This window comes from Propionivibrio sp., from assembly GCF_016790145.1.
Lineage (GTDB): Bacteria > Pseudomonadota > Gammaproteobacteria > Burkholderiales > Rhodocyclaceae > Propionivibrio.
Genome location: NZ_JAEUOI010000048.1, coordinates 21,717 through 37,102, shown reverse-complemented (window position 1 = coordinate 37,102; position 15,386 = coordinate 21,717). Strand labels below are relative to the sequence as shown.

The 15,386-nt window shown below is 53.7% G+C and carries 17 protein-coding genes; 12 read left to right on the top strand and 5 right to left on the bottom strand.

The window, feature by feature from the left end; genetic code table 11:
• Positions 1-225 precede the first annotated feature (225 nt).
• The 8 genes from recA (at position 226) to JNM42_RS04780 (ending at position 6,292) form a co-directional block, all read left to right on the top strand.
• Positions 226-1,245: a recombinase RecA gene (gene recA / locus JNM42_RS04815; RefSeq protein ID WP_294267009.1), complete on the top strand. Its 1,020-nt coding sequence runs from the start codon at positions 226-228 to the stop codon at positions 1,243-1,245.
• Positions 1,246-1,251: 6 nt separating this feature from the next.
• Positions 1,252-1,698, top strand: a complete 447-nt coding sequence (gene recX, locus JNM42_RS04810; protein WP_294267006.1) for a recombination regulator RecX — start codon at positions 1,252-1,254, stop codon at positions 1,696-1,698.
• 3 nt (positions 1,699-1,701) lie between these two features.
• Positions 1,702-2,454, top strand: a complete 753-nt coding sequence (lptB, locus tag JNM42_RS04805) for an LPS export ABC transporter ATP-binding protein (RefSeq protein WP_366504406.1) — start codon at positions 1,702-1,704, stop codon at positions 2,452-2,454.
• 79 nt (positions 2,455-2,533) lie between these two features.
• A complete protein-coding gene (locus tag JNM42_RS04800; RefSeq protein WP_294267001.1) occupies positions 2,534-3,952 on the top strand; it encodes an RNA polymerase factor sigma-54 in 1,419 nt (472 codons plus the stop codon).
• Positions 3,953-4,081: 129 nt separating this feature from the next.
• Positions 4,082-4,405, top strand: coding sequence for a ribosome-associated translation inhibitor RaiA (raiA, locus tag JNM42_RS04795; protein WP_294266997.1), 324 nt, complete (start codon positions 4,082-4,084; stop codon positions 4,403-4,405).
• 111 nt (positions 4,406-4,516) lie between these two features.
• The gene (gene ptsN, locus JNM42_RS04790; RefSeq protein ID WP_294266995.1) at positions 4,517-4,963 is read left to right on the top strand and encodes a PTS IIA-like nitrogen regulatory protein PtsN; all 447 of its coding nucleotides are present in this window, start codon (positions 4,517-4,519) and stop codon (positions 4,961-4,963) included.
• Positions 4,964-4,976: 13 nt separating this feature from the next.
• Positions 4,977-5,921, top strand: a complete 945-nt coding sequence (gene hprK, locus JNM42_RS04785) for an HPr(Ser) kinase/phosphatase (RefSeq protein WP_294266992.1) — start codon at positions 4,977-4,979, stop codon at positions 5,919-5,921.
• 50 nt (positions 5,922-5,971) lie between these two features.
• Positions 5,972-6,292 (top strand): PsiF family protein, encoded by a 321-nt coding sequence (locus JNM42_RS04780; RefSeq protein ID WP_294266989.1) that lies wholly within the window; start codon positions 5,972-5,974, stop codon positions 6,290-6,292.
• Positions 6,293-6,355: 63 nt separating this feature from the next.
• Here JNM42_RS04780 and JNM42_RS04775 read toward each other — a convergent pair whose 3' ends face one another.
• The 3 genes from JNM42_RS04775 to JNM42_RS04765 form a co-directional block, all read right to left on the bottom strand.
• Positions 6,356-7,258, bottom strand: coding sequence for an adenylate/guanylate cyclase domain-containing protein (locus tag JNM42_RS04775; RefSeq protein ID WP_294266987.1), 903 nt, complete (start codon positions 7,256-7,258; stop codon positions 6,356-6,358).
• A 120-nt stretch (positions 7,259-7,378) separates the two neighbouring features.
• The gene (gene ttcA / locus JNM42_RS04770) at positions 7,379-8,293 is read right to left on the bottom strand and encodes a tRNA 2-thiocytidine(32) synthetase TtcA (RefSeq protein ID WP_294266984.1); all 915 of its coding nucleotides are present in this window, start codon (positions 8,291-8,293) and stop codon (positions 7,379-7,381) included.
• Between the two features lie 58 nt (positions 8,294-8,351).
• Positions 8,352-9,101 (bottom strand): pteridine reductase, encoded by a 750-nt coding sequence (locus JNM42_RS04765; RefSeq protein WP_294266981.1) that lies wholly within the window; start codon positions 9,099-9,101, stop codon positions 8,352-8,354.
• A 132-nt stretch (positions 9,102-9,233) separates the two neighbouring features.
• Here JNM42_RS04765 and JNM42_RS04760 point away from each other — a divergent pair, with 132 nt between their 5' ends.
• On the top strand, positions 9,234-10,070 hold the full coding sequence (locus JNM42_RS04760; protein WP_294266978.1) for a hypothetical protein: 837 nt from the start codon (positions 9,234-9,236) through the stop codon (positions 10,068-10,070).
• A gap of 383 nt (positions 10,071-10,453) precedes the next feature.
• Here JNM42_RS04760 and JNM42_RS04755 read toward each other — a convergent pair whose 3' ends face one another.
• The gene (locus JNM42_RS04755) at positions 10,454-10,843 is read right to left on the bottom strand and encodes a c-type cytochrome (protein WP_294266975.1); all 390 of its coding nucleotides are present in this window, start codon (positions 10,841-10,843) and stop codon (positions 10,454-10,456) included.
• A gap of 123 nt (positions 10,844-10,966) precedes the next feature.
• Positions 10,967-12,388: a cytochrome C gene (locus JNM42_RS04750; protein WP_294267013.1), complete on the bottom strand. Its 1,422-nt coding sequence runs from the start codon at positions 12,386-12,388 to the stop codon at positions 10,967-10,969.
• A gap of 110 nt (positions 12,389-12,498) precedes the next feature.
• Here JNM42_RS04750 and JNM42_RS04745 point away from each other — a divergent pair, with 110 nt between their 5' ends.
• Genes JNM42_RS04745 through JNM42_RS04735 form a run of 3 tightly spaced genes read left to right on the top strand, consistent with a single transcriptional unit; the run spans position 12,499 to position 15,194 of the window.
• The gene (locus JNM42_RS04745) at positions 12,499-13,095 is read left to right on the top strand and encodes a NapC/NirT family cytochrome c (protein WP_294266972.1); all 597 of its coding nucleotides are present in this window, start codon (positions 12,499-12,501) and stop codon (positions 13,093-13,095) included.
• A gap of 55 nt (positions 13,096-13,150) precedes the next feature.
• Positions 13,151-13,822, top strand: coding sequence for a response regulator (locus JNM42_RS04740; RefSeq protein WP_294266970.1), 672 nt, complete (start codon positions 13,151-13,153; stop codon positions 13,820-13,822).
• Complete coding sequence (locus tag JNM42_RS04735; RefSeq protein ID WP_294266966.1) at positions 13,806-15,194, top strand: sensor histidine kinase N-terminal domain-containing protein; 1,389 nt, start codon at positions 13,806-13,808, stop codon at positions 15,192-15,194. The genes JNM42_RS04740 and JNM42_RS04735 overlap by 17 nt, the downstream gene beginning before the upstream one ends.
• The last annotated feature ends 192 nt before the right edge of the window (positions 15,195-15,386 follow it).

Genomic DNA, 15,386 nt, shown 5'->3' with positions numbered 1-15,386 from the left:
AAGCGGTCGTGACCGCACCGGTGACGTACCGGGATGTGGTGAAAAAGGCTTGACTGTTTGCCTCACTGGCATATCATTCAATACTGCTTATTTATCCAGTACTCGCGATAACTGGAGCTAAGTGGATACCCCATATATAATAACAGTAATCGACCTTGGTGTAACTCACAGGATCGGCGCCGTTGAACATGAGATAATCTTTTCAATCAGAATAAAGGACACGCAATGGACGACAACAAGTCAAAAGCACTGGCTGCAGCGCTGGCTCAGATCGAAAAGCAGTTCGGCAAGGGATCGATCATGAAAATGGGCGACGGGAGCGTCGCCAATGACATCCAGGTCGTTTCCACCGGTTCGCTTGGGTTGGATATTGCGCTGGGCATCGGCGGCCTGCCGCGCGGACGCGTCGTTGAAATCTACGGTCCGGAATCGTCTGGCAAAACGACACTGGCGCTGCAGGTCATCGCCGAAATGCAGCAACTCGGCGGTACTGCCGCTTTCATCGACGCCGAACATGCCCTTGACCCCACTTACGCCCACAAACTCGGAGTGAATCTTGACGATCTCCTGATTTCACAACCGGATACCGGTGAACAGGCACTTGAAATCACCGATATGCTGGTGCGTTCGGCAAGCGTGGACGTCATTGTCATCGACTCGGTCGCCGCGCTCGTACCGAAAGCCGAAATCGAAGGCGAGATGGGTGATTCGCTACCCGGACTGCAAGCCCGCCTGATGAGTCAGGCGCTACGCAAGCTGACAGCGAATATTAACCGGACGAACACGCTGGTTATTTTCATCAACCAGATCCGCATGAAGATCGGCGTCATGTTCGGCAGCCCGGAAACCACTACCGGCGGTAACGCGCTCAAGTTCTACGCTTCGGTTCGCCTTGATATCCGCCGTATCGGCGGTATCAAGAAAGGCGATGAGGTGGTTGGCAACGAAACCCGCGTCAAGGTGGTCAAGAACAAGGTCGCACCGCCTTTCCGTGAAGCCATTTTCGACATTCTTTACGGTGAAGGGACATCGCGCGAGGGCGAAATCGTCGAACTGGGAGTCATTCACAAACTGGTCGAGAAGTCGGGCTCCTGGTACGCCTACAATGGCGAAAAAATCGGCCAGGGCAAGGACAACGCCCGCGAATACCTCAAGGCCAACCCGCAAATCGCCGAGGAGATTGAGGCCAGGATACGTACCGCCGTCAATGTTCCCTCGCCGAAGCCGATCAGCGTCAACGAGTAAGTCGCCATGAGCGGCACGTTGCGCGCGCGTGCACTGAGGCTGCTGGCGCGTCGCGAATACGCGCGGGCCGAACTGGCGCGGAAGCTTATCCCGCACGCCGAATCGAGCGCAACCCTTGAGGCTCTGCTCGATGATCTGAATGCGCGTCATCTGCTTTCTGACGAGCGCTACGTTGAAATGCGATTGAATGCTCGCGGTGCGAGATTTGGCAACGCTCGCCTGGCTTACGAACTACGAGCTCAGGGTGTTTCTGAAGAACTGGTGGCTTCCGCATTGGCCGCCAGCGATGATGAACTGACGCGCGCGCGTCAGGTCTGGCAGCGTAAGTATGGCGATCAATCCGGTGGGCTTGGTGCCACTGAGCGCGCTCGACAGACGCGTTTTTTGATGAGCCGGGGATTTTCCGGTGAAACCATCCGCCGCATAATTCGCGGCGACTTTGAAGACGATTGAATGATGTCCGAAACCAGTGTCAGCATGAACACGAAGAGTACACTCTCCACGCACAACCTGAAAAAGCGCTACAAGAAGCGCACCGTGGTAGAGGACGTGTCGGTCGAGGTCGGTAGCGGCGAAGTGGTCGGCCTGCTCGGTCCGAACGGTGCGGGGAAGACGACCTGCTTCTACATGGTGGTCGGTCTGGTCGCCTGCGATGGAGGCGAGGTCTTTATCGATAACAGAAAAATTACGCATATGCCCATCCACCAGCGGGCAAAACTGGGGGTCTCCTACCTGCCGCAGGAAGCCTCGGTTTTTCGCAAACTGAGCGTCGTTGAAAACATCAAGGCTGTGCTGGAACTGCAAAAGCTTGAGCCTGACGAGATTGAACTGCGCGCCGAGCGGCTGCTTGATGAGCTGCATATCAGCCATATTCGCAACAGCTCGGCGGCATCGCTTTCCGGCGGCGAGCGTCGCCGGGTGGAAATTGCCCGTGCGCTGTCGACCGAACCACGCTTCATCCTGCTTGATGAGCCGTTTGCCGGCATTGATCCCATTGCCGTGCTGGATATCCAGAAGATCATCCACTTCCTGAAGGAGCGCAACATCGGCGTCCTGATCACCGACCATAACGTCCGCGAAACATTGCGAATCTGTGACCACGCCTACATCCTCAACGAAGGCAGCGTTCTTGCTTCTGGTCGTCCCGATGAAATCATTTATAATGAAAACGTCCGGAAGGTTTATCTGGGCGAGAATTTCCGCCTCTGAACCTGCCGCTTGCTCCTCCAGAATCCAGAACACATCGGACAGCGTCACCCCCAATCCGGCGGCCAATCAGGCTCCGTAAATGAAACCATCCCTCCAACTCAAGCTATCGCAACACCTCGCACTGACGCCCCAGTTGCAGCAATCGATACGACTGTTGCAACTGTCGACGCTTGAGCTTGAGCAGGAACTGGAAAAATACCTGCAGGAAAACCCACTCCTCGAACGTGAAGAAGAGGAATACGCGCCTCAGCTAACGGGCATCAGCGAATCCCAATCAACTGAAGCTGAAAACTTCGAGCCTGACCAGCCCACGCCGCCAACCTCGTCAGCCGATGACGAGAGCTGGCTGGGCGAGGAAAGCAGTTACTCCAGCTCGCCCGGATCGTTTGACGATGACGACAACGATTACCAGGACGTGCAGGCCGCTACCACCTCCCTGCGCGAACACCTGTCATGGCAACTCGGGCTCATGAGCATTCCCGGACGTGACCAGACACTGGTGCAATGCCTGATCGACGCGCTCGACGATGACGGTTACCTGACCCAATCTCTCGAAGATCTTGCAGAAACCTTGCCGCCCGAACTTGAAATCGAGCCTGAGGAATTGCAGATCGCCCTGAATCATCTGCAATGCTTCGATCCGACCGGCGTTGGCGCACGCAATGCGCAGGAGTGCCTGACCCTGCAACTGGAAGCACTGCCCGCAGATGATACGCAGATTCTGGCTCTGAAGATCGTTCGCCATTACCTTGACCTGCTTGCCGCTCGCGATTTCGTTAAGCTCAAGAAACTCAGCGAGTGCGACGACGAGCAGTTGCGCGAGGCCCAGTATCTCATTCGCAGCCTCAACCCACGGCCCGGTGCAAAATTTGCTGCACTGGATGCGCGCTACATTACCCCCGACGTCGTAGTGCGCAAGTTACGCGGCCAGTGGACGGTCAACATCAATTCCGACGCTTTTCCTCGCCTGCGTATCAACAGTCTTTACGCCCAGATTCTCACCCGACAGCGTGGTTCAGGACTGGCCGGTCAGTTGCAGGAAGCGCGCTGGCTGATAAAAAACGTTCAGCAACGCTTTGACACCATCCTGAGAGTGGCACAATCTATTGTCGATCGCCAGCGCCAGTTTTTCGATCATGGCGAGGTCGCCATGCGACCACTGGTGCTGCGTGAAATTGCCGATCTCCTGGACCTGCATGAATCGACCATCTCCAGGGTGACCACGCAAAAATACATGGCAACGCCACGCGGGATATTTGAATTGAAGTATTTTTTTGGCAGTCACGTCGCCACCGAAGCCGGTGGTGCCTGTTCGGCAACGGCCATCCGCGCGCTGATCAAGCAGTTGATTAGTTCTGAAGACCAGAAGAAACCCCTTTCGGATAGTCAGTTGTCCGAAATACTGGGTCAGCAGGGAATTGTCGTTGCTCGGCGAACAATTGCAAAATACCGAGAAGCGCTCAGCATACCTCCGGTTAAACTACGCAAGACGATCTGACAGGACTCAAGCGCAGAAGATGAAAGCAATGCCCATTACTCTTACCCCCGAGCCCTCTTCCAGGAATGGGCGAGGGGAGATTCGACGGTCGCTGACGCGACTATCATTACCTTGAAAAGGAGCCACATAATGAACCTGAAAATCAGTGGGCACCATCTTGAAATAACCCCGGCAATTCACGATTACGTTACCGGGAAGCTTGAGCGTGTTACGCGTCATTTCGATAACGTCATCGATGTGAACGTGATTTTATCGGTAGACAAGCTCAAGCAGAAAGCCGAAGTTACTGTTCACCTCTCCGGCAAGGACGTTTTCGTTGAAGCCATTGACGAGGATCTCTACGCGGCGGTTGATGTTCTGGTCGACAAGCTTGACCGCCAGGTCCAGAAGCACAAACAAAAAGTGCAGAATCATCACCGTGGGCAAAAGATCGCTCATATTGTCCAGGACTGACTTGCTCTTTGCGGCGGGTTTGACCATTTTTTGTCGAACCCTCCCGCGAACCTGATCCTTCCGTTTCTCTTGCTCCTAATTACTGCCAGCCGTTATTTTTAGTATCCCTGAATGAGCCAGATCAATCAGTTATTAGCCCCCGAAAATATCGTCCTTGATCTTGACGCGAGCAGCAAGAAGCGCGTCTTCGAGAAGGTGGGCCTGCTTTTCGAAAACAATCAGGGCATCGCCCGCAGCGCAGTATTCGACAGCCTTTTCGCTCGCGAAAAGCTTGGTTCGACTGGCCTCGGGCAAGGCATAGCGATTCCCCATGGCCGCATCAAAGGGCTGAAGGAAGCCAGCGGCGCGTTCCTGCGTCTGGCTGCGCCTGTAGCATTCGACTCTCCGGATGGAAAGCCGGTATCCCTCCTTTTCATATTGCTTGTTCCCGAACAGGCAACGGAGCAACACCTGCAAATCCTTTCTGAACTTGCCGAGCGATTCTCCGATCGCACCTGCCGCGAAGCATTGTGCACCGCCGACAGTGTTGACACGATCCGCCAGATATTCGCCAACTGAGCGCCCGATCCTCATGCTTGCCAAACGTGTCCTGAGCATTATCCAGCTCTACGAAGAAAATCTGGAGAAACTCAAGCTTACCTGGGTTGCTGCGGTGGGCGTTGAACGGCAAATCGAACTCAAGGACCAGGCGATTTACGGCCCTGACGTTGTCGGGCACTTCAACCTGATCTACAGCCAGCGGGTGCAGGTCATCGGCAAGGCCGAACAGCAGTGGGCCGAACGTGTCGGCGCGGATCGCTGGCAACGTCAAATTGGCGACCTGATGGCCGCCGGACCCCCCGCACTGATCATTGCCGATGGCCTGGAAATTCCCCCCAGAGTGCGCGAAATCTGTGAGACGAGCAAAACACCGCTTTTTATTACTCCGAAAGCCTGTTCGGTGGTCATTGATCTGCTGCATCTCTACCTCGGGCGCCGCTTCGCGGATACGGTATCGGAGCACGGTGTGTTCATGGACGTGTTCGGCATGGGCGTACTGATCACCGGCGATTCCGGCGTCGGTAAAAGTGAATTGGCACTCGAACTGGTATCGCGCGGGCACGGGCTGGTTGCCGACGATGTCGTCGAACTGGCACGCATCGCGCCGACGACCATCGAGGGTCGCTGCCCCGGCATGTTGCGCGACTACCTGGAAGTGCGAGGTCTCGGCCTGCTCAATATTCGCACGATCTTCGGCGAGACGGCGGCGCGGCGAAAAATGAAACTCAAGCTGATTGTGCAACTGCAGAAGCACTCTGCCGACGAAGATTCGCCGCGTCTGCCGCTCGATGCCCAGTCGCAGGAAATTCTTGGCATCCACGTACGCAAGGTGGTTTTTCACGTGGCGCCGGGGCGCAACCTTGCTGTTCTGCTCGAGGTCGCCGTACGCAACTGCATCCTGCAACTGCGCGGCATCGACAGCATGAGCGAATTCATCAATCGCCAGCAACAGGCCGTCCTTGACGAAGACATCTAGATCACGCTTATAATCATCGGACGTTCATAAACCCTGTCAAGGAGTTACAGATGAAAACCATAATTGCTCTCGTTGCCTTCGCCTTCACTATGGGCAGTGCATTTGCTGCCGATCCGGAGAAGAAAGCACCTTCTCCCGCACAACAGGCGCAGCAGGAAAAAATGAAATCCTGCAACGCCGAAGCAGGAAAAAAGGAACTCAAAGGTGACGAACGCAAGAAGTTCATGAGTGAGTGCCTCGGTTCAAAGCCGGCGCCTGCCACGCAACAGGACAAAATGAAAGCGTGCAACGCCGAGGCGGGCACCAAGGCGCTCAAAGGTGACGAACGCAAGCAATTCATGAGCGAATGCCTCAAGGCGGACAAGAAATAAAGCGCGCTAAAGTGAAAATAAAAACGGCGGTGTCAAAACACCGCCGTTTTATTCACGGGTCGATCAGAGCAGCTCGAATTCAGCGCTATCGGCATCCGGATTGCTAGCCGAATCGGCAAAGCAGATCAGGCCCTTGCCGTGAATAGCAAACTCCTCGTTCAGCAAAAACAACTCCGGCTTGCCATTCATGGTGACAAATGTGCCATTTGTGCTGTTGTCAATGAGCACGACCCTGTCGCCTTGGCTTTCTAGCCTTGCATGATTGCGTGACGCGCGAGGATCATGAATGACAATGTCACTCTCCATGCCACGCCCCATTCGAATGATACGCTTTTTGTCATTCAGCGTGACGACCTTGGCGCCATAGCGCAGCCTAAGAAATAAACCACGCTGGCTATAGCCATTACGCTCATCCGCAACCTCTGCGATTTTCGCCACCGGCGTTGACGTAATTGGATCAACCGTTTCGAAGATGTTCATCCCTGGAGATTTTCCCCTGGCTTCGACTGAGCCAAGGTCATGCGTCGACTTTTTCAACAGGGGAGAGAGTGTGGACTGTGCCTGAAGGCTGGTCAATACCTGCCCTGGCTTGGCCAACCCGGAAAGCTGTGCTGCCGCGTTGACGGTTTCGCCTGCGTAACTGCCTGCTTTTACGTTTACCGGACCATGTGAAAAGCCGACACGAATAGCCAGCTTGACTCCCGAAACCGGTGGCAGGTCAGCCACACGCTGCTGCATCTCGATGGCGGCTTGGAGTGCTTCATCCGCCTTGTCAAACACCGCCATCAGCTCATCGCCAACGGTCTTGACGATGCGCCCGCCAAAAACCTCGACTGCGCGCTCCATGCGCTTGAGGCAACGATCAACGGCGCGCAGCGCTTCGGCATCGACGAGTCGCTCATGCAGCCGCACACTTCCCGACACGTCGGCAAACAGAACTGACAAGGGGCAGTTTGCATCATTCATGATTATCCCGGTACCAGAAAACTCGCTTGCAGCATCTTACACAGCCTGTGAAAACTCGTACCGCGCAGTCCGTTACACCGGCCATTCCATCCAAAGTGCAGCACAGCCCGTGTTTATGGATCATAGCAAAAGCCCGTCATTTGCGCTTTGCAGACTGATCCCTGGCTGGGGAATCACCTCAGGCAGCGAAACCGCTGAGCCAAATTGTTGAGTGTCGAAGACCCGGTCACCACCGTCCATTGCCGAAAGATCGGTACCGACATGGAGACCCTTGAAGTCGAACAGCGTATTGTCGGCCAGATGCGAAGGCACAATGTTTTGAAGCGCGGAGAACACCGACTCGGTACGCCCCGGATAACGGCGATCCCAGTCAGCCATCATCTCGCGGATTTTCTGTCGCTGCAGGTTGTTCTGCGAACCACACAAATTGCACGGGATGATGGGATAGGCCATGCCGCGCGCAAAGCGGGCGATGTCGTTTTCACTGCAGTAGGCCAGCGGTCGGATAACGACGTGCTCACCGTCGTCGGTCACCAGCTTGGGTGGCATAGCCTTGAGTTTTCCCCCAAACAGGAGGTTGAGAAACAAGGTATGTACGATATCGTCGCGATGATGTCCGAGCGCGATCTTGTTGGCGCCCAGCTCCTTGGCGGTACGATAGATGACGCCACGGCGCAGACGCGAACAGAGCGAGCACGTCGTCTTGCCCTCGGGAATCTTCGCCTTGACGATCGAATACGTATCCTGCTCGACGATGCGGTACTCGATACCGAGACCGGTCAGATAAGCCGGAAGCACATCGGCGGGGAAACCTGGCTGTTTCTGATCCAGGTTCATTGCAATCAGGCGAAAATCAACCGGCGCACGCTGGCGCAGTGCCATCAGCGTCGTCAGCATGGCGTAGGAATCCTTGCCGCCGGACACGCAGACGAGAACAGTGTCGCCGTGCTCGATCATCTTGTAATCGGCAATCGCCTTGCCGACATCACTTTCAAGGCGCTTTTTCAAACGCTGAAGATTCTTTGAATTTTCCACTGAATTTTCCACCAGCCCTCTACGGATGCATCCGAAAACTGAATTAATGCATAAACAGCTACAGATGGGCGGTACGACCCCCATCGACGTTGATCACCTGCCCGGTGATGTAAGACGCTTCATCCAGCAGGAAGCGGACAGCGCGCGCAATATCCCGCGGGCTACCGGCGCGCTTCAATAGCGTATGGGCTACGATTCCGTCCTGCATTGCGCTGTCAAATACGCTGTCGTCAGGCCACAGGATCGGTCCCGGAGCGACTGCGTTTACACGGACTTCCGGCGCCAGTTCGATCGCCAGTGCACGCGTCAGCCCCAGCAGCCCGGCCTTGGCAGCACAGTACAGCGGGTATCCAGCCAACGGCCGTTCGGCATGGATGTCGGTGATATTGACTACGGCGCCATGCGCTGCCCGCAGGTGAGGCGCCGCCGCCTGCGTCAGAAAGAGGGGCGCCTTGAGATTGCTGCCGATCAGATCATCCCAGGCTGCAAGATCGATTTCGCCGAGCGGTGTGGCAAAAAAACTCGACGCATTGTTGACCAGCGCATCAAGCCGACCAAAATGCGCTACCGTTCTTGCCACCAGAATGGCCAAAGCCTCGTTATCCAGCAGATTGGCCCGCAGGCAGAGCGCAGAACCCGGCCGCACCGTATTCAATTCAGTTACCAGCGCTTCGGCGCCTGTTGTCGCGCTACGATAGTGCGCCATGATGTTGGCACCCGCTGCATGCAACTCGAGCGCGATAGATCGACCTACCCGTTTTGCCGCCCCGGTTACCAATACCGTTTTGCCGATCACGCCCGACCCCATATATTTTAACTACCCCGCACAAGGATATGGATTTTAGCGGATTATCACCCCCGCCGCCGAGAATGGCCGCTATCCGAAGCAGGCGCCAAGCGTTAGACTGCTTGCGACAATCACCCGCCATGAACTCCTGATATGAATGATCAAACACCACTGGACGCCGACGAGTTGATGAACTTTGCCGAGCGCATTGAACAGCTTCCGCCGGCTGACGCAGGTTGGGTGGATTGCCTGTTTCAGGAGTGCCTGCGTGCGCGCATGCACGAGGCCGAATTACTTTCAGGTCTGTCCGATTCCGCAGGGACAGGAAAAAGCAGCAAGGAGTTTGCAGCGCAACTCGCCCAAGTGGCCCTTGATGCTGCCGAGTGGCTGGAAACGCTGTGGAACGTCGGCTACATGGGCGCTGGCAGTTTCCCCGCGCAACCGCGCACGGCCTTTCCACTGGTCGAGTTGGAAGACGTTCTCAAATCGGCGCTCTTTGCCCGTATCCGGGAAGGCAAGCGGCCACTCCCCTTCCCGCCGCCGACACGGCAGGGCTTGCCCTGGCATGACCTGGTCGAGAGTCAGGAAGAGACGCATGTCGTCGAGGCGGAAATTGTTCGCGACGGCCAAGACCAGGCCATCGCGGCAATCATCGAAGCCTGCCCCGACTGGCAACTCGTTGAAGAAGTCGCCAGGAACCGTGAGTACATCGTTCAACATCGCGGCAAGGGGCCGCTTTTCAGGCTGCATCTCGACTCTGACACGGCCAGATTGCGTCGAGAACCACCGCGCTGGACACGAAGGATTCGCCTGCAGGAACGTGGCGGTTTTCGCAGCTACATGCTTGAATGGCCGCAACAGGATGAACGCGTGCTAGCCGTCGCACTGCGCGCTGCCACCTGGGAGCGTGCCGAATCGGAAGCCGGCCAATGGATCGCAGCCAATTACCCGGAAATGTACGGGCAAGTCAGTTTCGAGCGGGTCGAGTAGTTGGAATGGCGCATCTATGGATTCAAGCTGAAGTAACATCATTAACAGGAAGAGCTGATGCTGCTGGAAAACCTGCTGGCTTCATCCAGAATGGCCGTGTGCTGTGCACTTGGCCTACGTATGCCTTGCCCTAAACTTTGCAGGAAACACCGCGCGCTACACAAGGGCATGAGTGAACTGCACCAGCATTGATGCCCAGCAGATGTCGGGAAAACGGCGAGTAAAAAATACTACGGGGTTGCGGAATGCTAACCCTCAATAATTGAACCGAGAGGCACGGGTAGTTTTATCTGTAAAGGCTACCCACCACGAAGGCGCCAGGACGGTGTTTGCAAGCGCGTAAATTGAAACTGGCACCTTTGCATTTTTTATATGAGGTTTCGCTATTTCAGTGAAGACAGGTAGGCTATAACATCTGAACGAGCGCCAGCGTCGTCCAGCCCATCATATTTCATTTTACCTCCAGGTACTATTTTTCTAGGCTGGGTAATGTAGGCATCTAACTTGTCCATCGACCACGTTATGCCGCTTTGCTTGATTCCGTCTGAATAACCGGAGAAATCCGGAACAGACGCTGCATTGCGTCCAATGACGCCGAACAAACCCGGTCCTTTCTTGTTCTTTCCAGGAGTAACGCTGTGGCAGTCGCCACATTCCTCGGCAAATACGTTGGCTCCTTTCTTGGCATCACCGGCTGCAAAAGATTGCTGTGAAATAGCCGGGTAGAGCAGCAAGGCAGCAAGCAATATCGAATAATTCTTCATGGTCAGCATTTTCCTATATTCAATTGAGAATCTGATCAACAGCCATTTGAGCTCAAGCGGGAATCAATCATGCCAGGCAATCTCCGTATTCCCAAATTTGAATCAATGGCCAAATCGTGGTTATCGATTCCCCTAGAGTGACATCCAGAGGAAAAGCATTGTGGTGTTGTTGTCATTGGCACGACGCTGGTTTCCATCTCCGTCAAGATACGAGGAACCTCCCATGAATCGAGAGTATCCAGTGTATTGAGCACCCAGACGAACGTTCGCGTACGGCGCGCCCCAGGAATTTTCTTTGCCCCAAGGTGTCCAGTCAGCCTGAAGGAGATAGCCTGTTGTTGTGGGTCGTCCACTCAAGGAGTTGCTATAAAGCGTCCGATCAGTACTTCCACGCGTATCGAATATCCCGGCCGTGGCTCCCCAGGTCTGGTTGTAATAGTAAGAACCTGCCAGGCGGAACTGATTGATGTTGTTCTTCAGATTGTCGGCTTCAGCGAGGTTGCCGTAGGTATAGTTGAGCTTCTGCCACTCCTTCGCGTAACTTGCGTTCAGCGTGAAGATATGTTCGCGATTACCCAGGAACTGGTATGTGCCATCGACGCCAAGATCGAAGTAGTTATTTGCAGTTCCGAGATCGTTACGGTCTGGCTGTACCCTGGCATTAAACCCGAAGAGGCCGACCTGAAAATTGTCTCGCTTCATGTCCTTAAAGTAGGCAACTCGCCAGTACGTTCCCAAGCCCTTGAATTGCCCGATGTCTTCAGCGTTGATCTTGTTGAGCGTAGATGCAGAAAGCGTGTCATAAAGACCAAGTTCGGCATAAATTCCGTTATTTAGGAACGTATACGCATTTACCCCGATCACGCTTCCGCCGAGACTTTCAACCAGCGGTGACGGACCATAGCCGGCATTGAAGTCGGATGATGTGTATGGAAATCGCCATTGGCCGAGCGTATTGAAGGGATCGGTCAACGTTGGGTTGTTATTGAGTGACAAGCCAAATGTTGATTCCTGACCAAAGAGTTCCATAGTGCGCGCATAACGTATGTCGACTTGATCGAGGGACGACAATCGCTCGACGCCGGAATAGGTAGCCTGTATGAAAGTCCCAATGTTTTCAGTCATGCGGCCAGCCAGGAAAAGCGACGCTTCCTGAACCGCAGCATTGTTATTCGTGTCGTAACGAGGAACCTTGTCAGCCTCGGCGACGTTTTTTGCGGTCTGTGTCCAGTTCGCGACAAGCATTGCGGACAAAGGTATCTTTCCGTCCTTGCCGTCTGTGTCCGTATAACCGCCGAGCTTGAATTTCATCCCGTAAGGTGTCAACTGTGGCCCGAACCCGCCGATATGACATGACGCACAGTCAGCGCCAGTCTGTCGTGCATAACTCGGAACGGCGAGCGCCACGGATGCTGAAATTCCGAACAAAGAGACTGCGCAAGCAATATTCCTGAAAAACTGCAACCAATAGCGTCCACAGGGTTTTGGAAAATTAGCAGTAAAAACTGACATGACATTCTTTCCGAAATAGAAACAGCCTGATTTTCCGCCCATCAAGCTTGCGATTTCCTGACGCTAAAAATCGTTAACGTAACTCGGGTTTCGTCAGGCTTCCTTAAGCTTTAGAAAGTAATCATCTGGCGCCTATCTCAAGGGAATGCAAGATGAGTTCAATTCGTGAATGGCTTTCAAATCGGAAGAAATGGGCCACTATTTTTGCTATCGAATCGCTGGCGCTTATACTGCTTGGAGGCTTGGTTTTTGCAGGAGGAAAAACTGCTGTAGACCAGACGAATACGCTTGAATTCTGCACCTCATGCCATGAAATGAAAGACAACAATTACGAGGAATACAAGACTACTATCCATGCCAGGAACCGCACCGGTGTGAAAACGACGTGCTCTGATTGTCACGTACCCCATGGTTTCATGGACACAACGATACGCAAGGTAAAGGCCGCAAACGATGTCTTCCAGCATTTCGCCGGCACGATTGACACCAAGGAAAAGTTCGAGGAGCACCGCCTGGAACTGGCAAAGCGCGTCTGGTTGCGAATGAAAGAAACAGATTCCAAAGAATGCCGGAACTGCCATGATGTCAATTCGATGGACCCTGAGAAGCAGGGTAAGACTGCTCAGAAACAGCACCTCAAATTAGGCAATGGGAGTAAGACCTGTATTGATTGCCACTTTGGAATTGCTCACAAAGAACCCCAGGGCGGTGCCGAGCCGAGTGATGTCATGGTAAAAGCACAGGAGTAGATCAAACTGATTCTCTCGGCAGTTCTCTCGACAACAATGCTGGAAAAACTTATAAATGCGGATCCTGGTCGTAGAAGATGAGTTGTTGGTCGCCGATGGGCTGAAGCAGGGTCTGACGCAACTGGGTTATACCGTCGATGTTGCTGGCAGTGCAGAGGAAGCCGAGCGCTTCATTCAATTTGAAGATTTCGACCTGGCTCTGGTCGACATCGGGTTGCCAAAAGCAGATGGCCTACACTTTATAAAACAACTCAGAGCCCAAAGCAAAAATTTCCCGGTATTGGTTCTGACTGCCCGGGACAGCATGGAAGACACGGTCAACGGCCTTGATGCAGGAGCTGATGATTACCTAACAAAGCCCTATCGCCTCCCCGAAATCGCTGCCCGGATTCGGGCCCTGATCAGGCGCTCCAACTCCATTGCCGATGCCTGCTTGCGCCATAACGGACTATGTCTCGACACGCGAAGTCGTGCTGCAACCCTTGATGCCATACCTCTTGATCTGACCAATCGCGAATGGGCGATTCTAGAACTATTACTCATGGCCTCGCCCGCCGTGGTCAGCAAAGACAAACTGGTACAAAGCCTCGCCGGATGGGATAAAGACATCACACAGAATGCAATAGAAGTGCACGTTTCCCGCCTGCGCACCAAACTATCTCATGGGAATGTCACCATCCGTACGATCCGCGGAATTGGCTACCGTGTCGATGCGCCAGATAACTGATCGCGTCATCAGCAGAAACGAACCACCAGGCCTGCGCCGACGCCTGATATTGGCGCTATCGATTCCCTTGATTTTTATTCTATGTATCAGTTCGCTCCTGGATTATCGTCTGGCAAGGAAAACCTCCGACTCCGCTCACGATCAGGGGTTATCCGATACCGTTTTCGACCTTGAATCACATATACGAAGCCGTCAGCCCTCTTCGGTACTGGATTTGAGCGAAGAGAGCGAGGTTATGCTACGAACCAACGCTCCAGACAAACTCTACTTTTCCATACGCGACAGTTCCGGCAAAATATTGGCGGGTGACGATGACATTCCAGTCCTCTCAATGCCAAAAGGTAATGGAATAATGTTTCTTGATGGTACACATCGGGGGGAACGGGTACGCATTGCTTTGCATCGGGTCATCCTGCCAGCCTCCGAAATCTTCATTACGGTCATGGAAACGACTGAGAAGCGTAAGCTTTCAAGGCATAGAATTTTGACGGCCATGCTACTTCCCAATCTGGCCGTGATTATTGCTTCACTGTTAGCCGTATTATTTGGTGTGCGTCAGGGTTTGCTTCCCCTCGAAGTGGTCGAAAATGAGATCGCTTCTCGTTCCCCCAATGATCTGGGCGCAATTGATCTGGAGCAGACTCCTCGTGAAATACAGCCTATGCTGCTCAGACTGAATGAACTTTTCGCATTGCTACGCGAAGCATCGGAGGCACAACAACGATTTATCGCGGATGCCGCTCACCAATTGCGCACGCCACTGGCAGGCTTGCAGACTCAACTCGATCTGGCAGTAAGCGAGGGGGTTTTTTCTCAAAATGAAGGGCGTCTACAAAAAATTGAGGAAGGAACCGAGCGCCTTCGACGCCTTCTTGGTCAGCTATTGACATATGCCCGTGCGGAAGCTTCCGAAACAATAACCGATAGACTGGAGCAGGTTTCTCTCGATCAAATCGTTGAAATGTCTGCAACCGCTTATCTTGATGCCGCATTGGCAAAAAATGTCGATCTTGGATTCAATATTTCGCCAGCTAGAGTTATTGGACTTCCCTGGTTACTTCAGGAAGCTCTTGCCAATCTCATCGACAATGCAATTCGCTACACCCCTTGCGGTGGGACGGTTACTGTTCGTTGCGGTGAAACAATCGAGATGGCTTTCCTTGAGGTTGAGGACAGTGGGCCAGGCATACCGGAAGAATATTGGGCGCAAGTGTTTGAACGCTTCTATCGCATTCCGGGTTCGTCAAGCAATGGTTGTGGATTAGGACTTCCAATCGTCAAGGAAATTACGGAACTCCATGGTGCCGTTATTCATCTGTCACAAAGTGAATCGAACGGATTGCGAGTGCGTATTGAATTTCCGCGACAATGAACCTGCCCAGTAAAGTTTGAACTTATGATCTTTGTATCCACAAGAAATGGGGCGTTGCATAAGCTCTTGGCGAAAACCTTGAGGGCCTGGATCGAGAATCGAGAATGCAGGCCTTATACGAGGCTGTGCTTTCGGATAGCCTTCGGATTTGCTACCGCTTAAAATAGCTCCAGACAGTGTGATTTGCATCAA

Bases quoted from the DNA above. Each gene is read 5' to 3' on its own strand.
- JNM42_RS04775 (WP_294266987.1), bottom strand. From the start codon at position 7,258: ATGAATGATGCAAACTGCCCCTTGTCAGTTCTGTTTGCCGACGTGTCG.
- recX (WP_294267006.1), top strand. From the start codon at position 1,252: ATGAGCGGCACGTTGCGCGCGCGTGCACTGAGGCTGCTGGCGCGTCGC.
- ptsN (WP_294266995.1), top strand. From the start codon at position 4,517: ATGAGCCAGATCAATCAGTTATTAGCCCCCGAAAATATCGTCCTTGAT.
- JNM42_RS04750 (WP_294267013.1), bottom strand. From the start codon at position 12,388: ATGGGCGGAAAATCAGGCTGTTTCTATTTCGGAAAGAATGTCATGTCA.
- recA (WP_294267009.1), top strand. From the start codon at position 226: ATGGACGACAACAAGTCAAAAGCACTGGCTGCAGCGCTGGCTCAGATC.
- JNM42_RS04755 (WP_294266975.1), bottom strand. From the start codon at position 10,843: ATGCTGACCATGAAGAATTATTCGATATTGCTTGCTGCCTTGCTGCTC.
- JNM42_RS04745 (WP_294266972.1), top strand. From the start codon at position 12,499: ATGAGTTCAATTCGTGAATGGCTTTCAAATCGGAAGAAATGGGCCACT.
- JNM42_RS04740 (WP_294266970.1), top strand. From the start codon at position 13,151: ATGCGGATCCTGGTCGTAGAAGATGAGTTGTTGGTCGCCGATGGGCTG.
- JNM42_RS04800 (WP_294267001.1), top strand. From the start codon at position 2,534: ATGAAACCATCCCTCCAACTCAAGCTATCGCAACACCTCGCACTGACG.
- JNM42_RS04765 (WP_294266981.1), bottom strand. From the start codon at position 9,101: ATGGGGTCGGGCGTGATCGGCAAAACGGTATTGGTAACCGGGGCGGCA.
- raiA (WP_294266997.1), top strand. From the start codon at position 4,082: ATGAACCTGAAAATCAGTGGGCACCATCTTGAAATAACCCCGGCAATT.
- hprK (WP_294266992.1), top strand. From the start codon at position 4,977: ATGCTTGCCAAACGTGTCCTGAGCATTATCCAGCTCTACGAAGAAAAT.
- JNM42_RS04780 (WP_294266989.1), top strand. From the start codon at position 5,972: ATGAAAACCATAATTGCTCTCGTTGCCTTCGCCTTCACTATGGGCAGT.
- JNM42_RS04735 (WP_294266966.1), top strand. From the start codon at position 13,806: ATGCGCCAGATAACTGATCGCGTCATCAGCAGAAACGAACCACCAGGC.
- JNM42_RS04760 (WP_294266978.1), top strand. From the start codon at position 9,234: ATGAATGATCAAACACCACTGGACGCCGACGAGTTGATGAACTTTGCC.
- lptB (WP_366504406.1), top strand. From the start codon at position 1,702: ATGTCCGAAACCAGTGTCAGCATGAACACGAAGAGTACACTCTCCACG.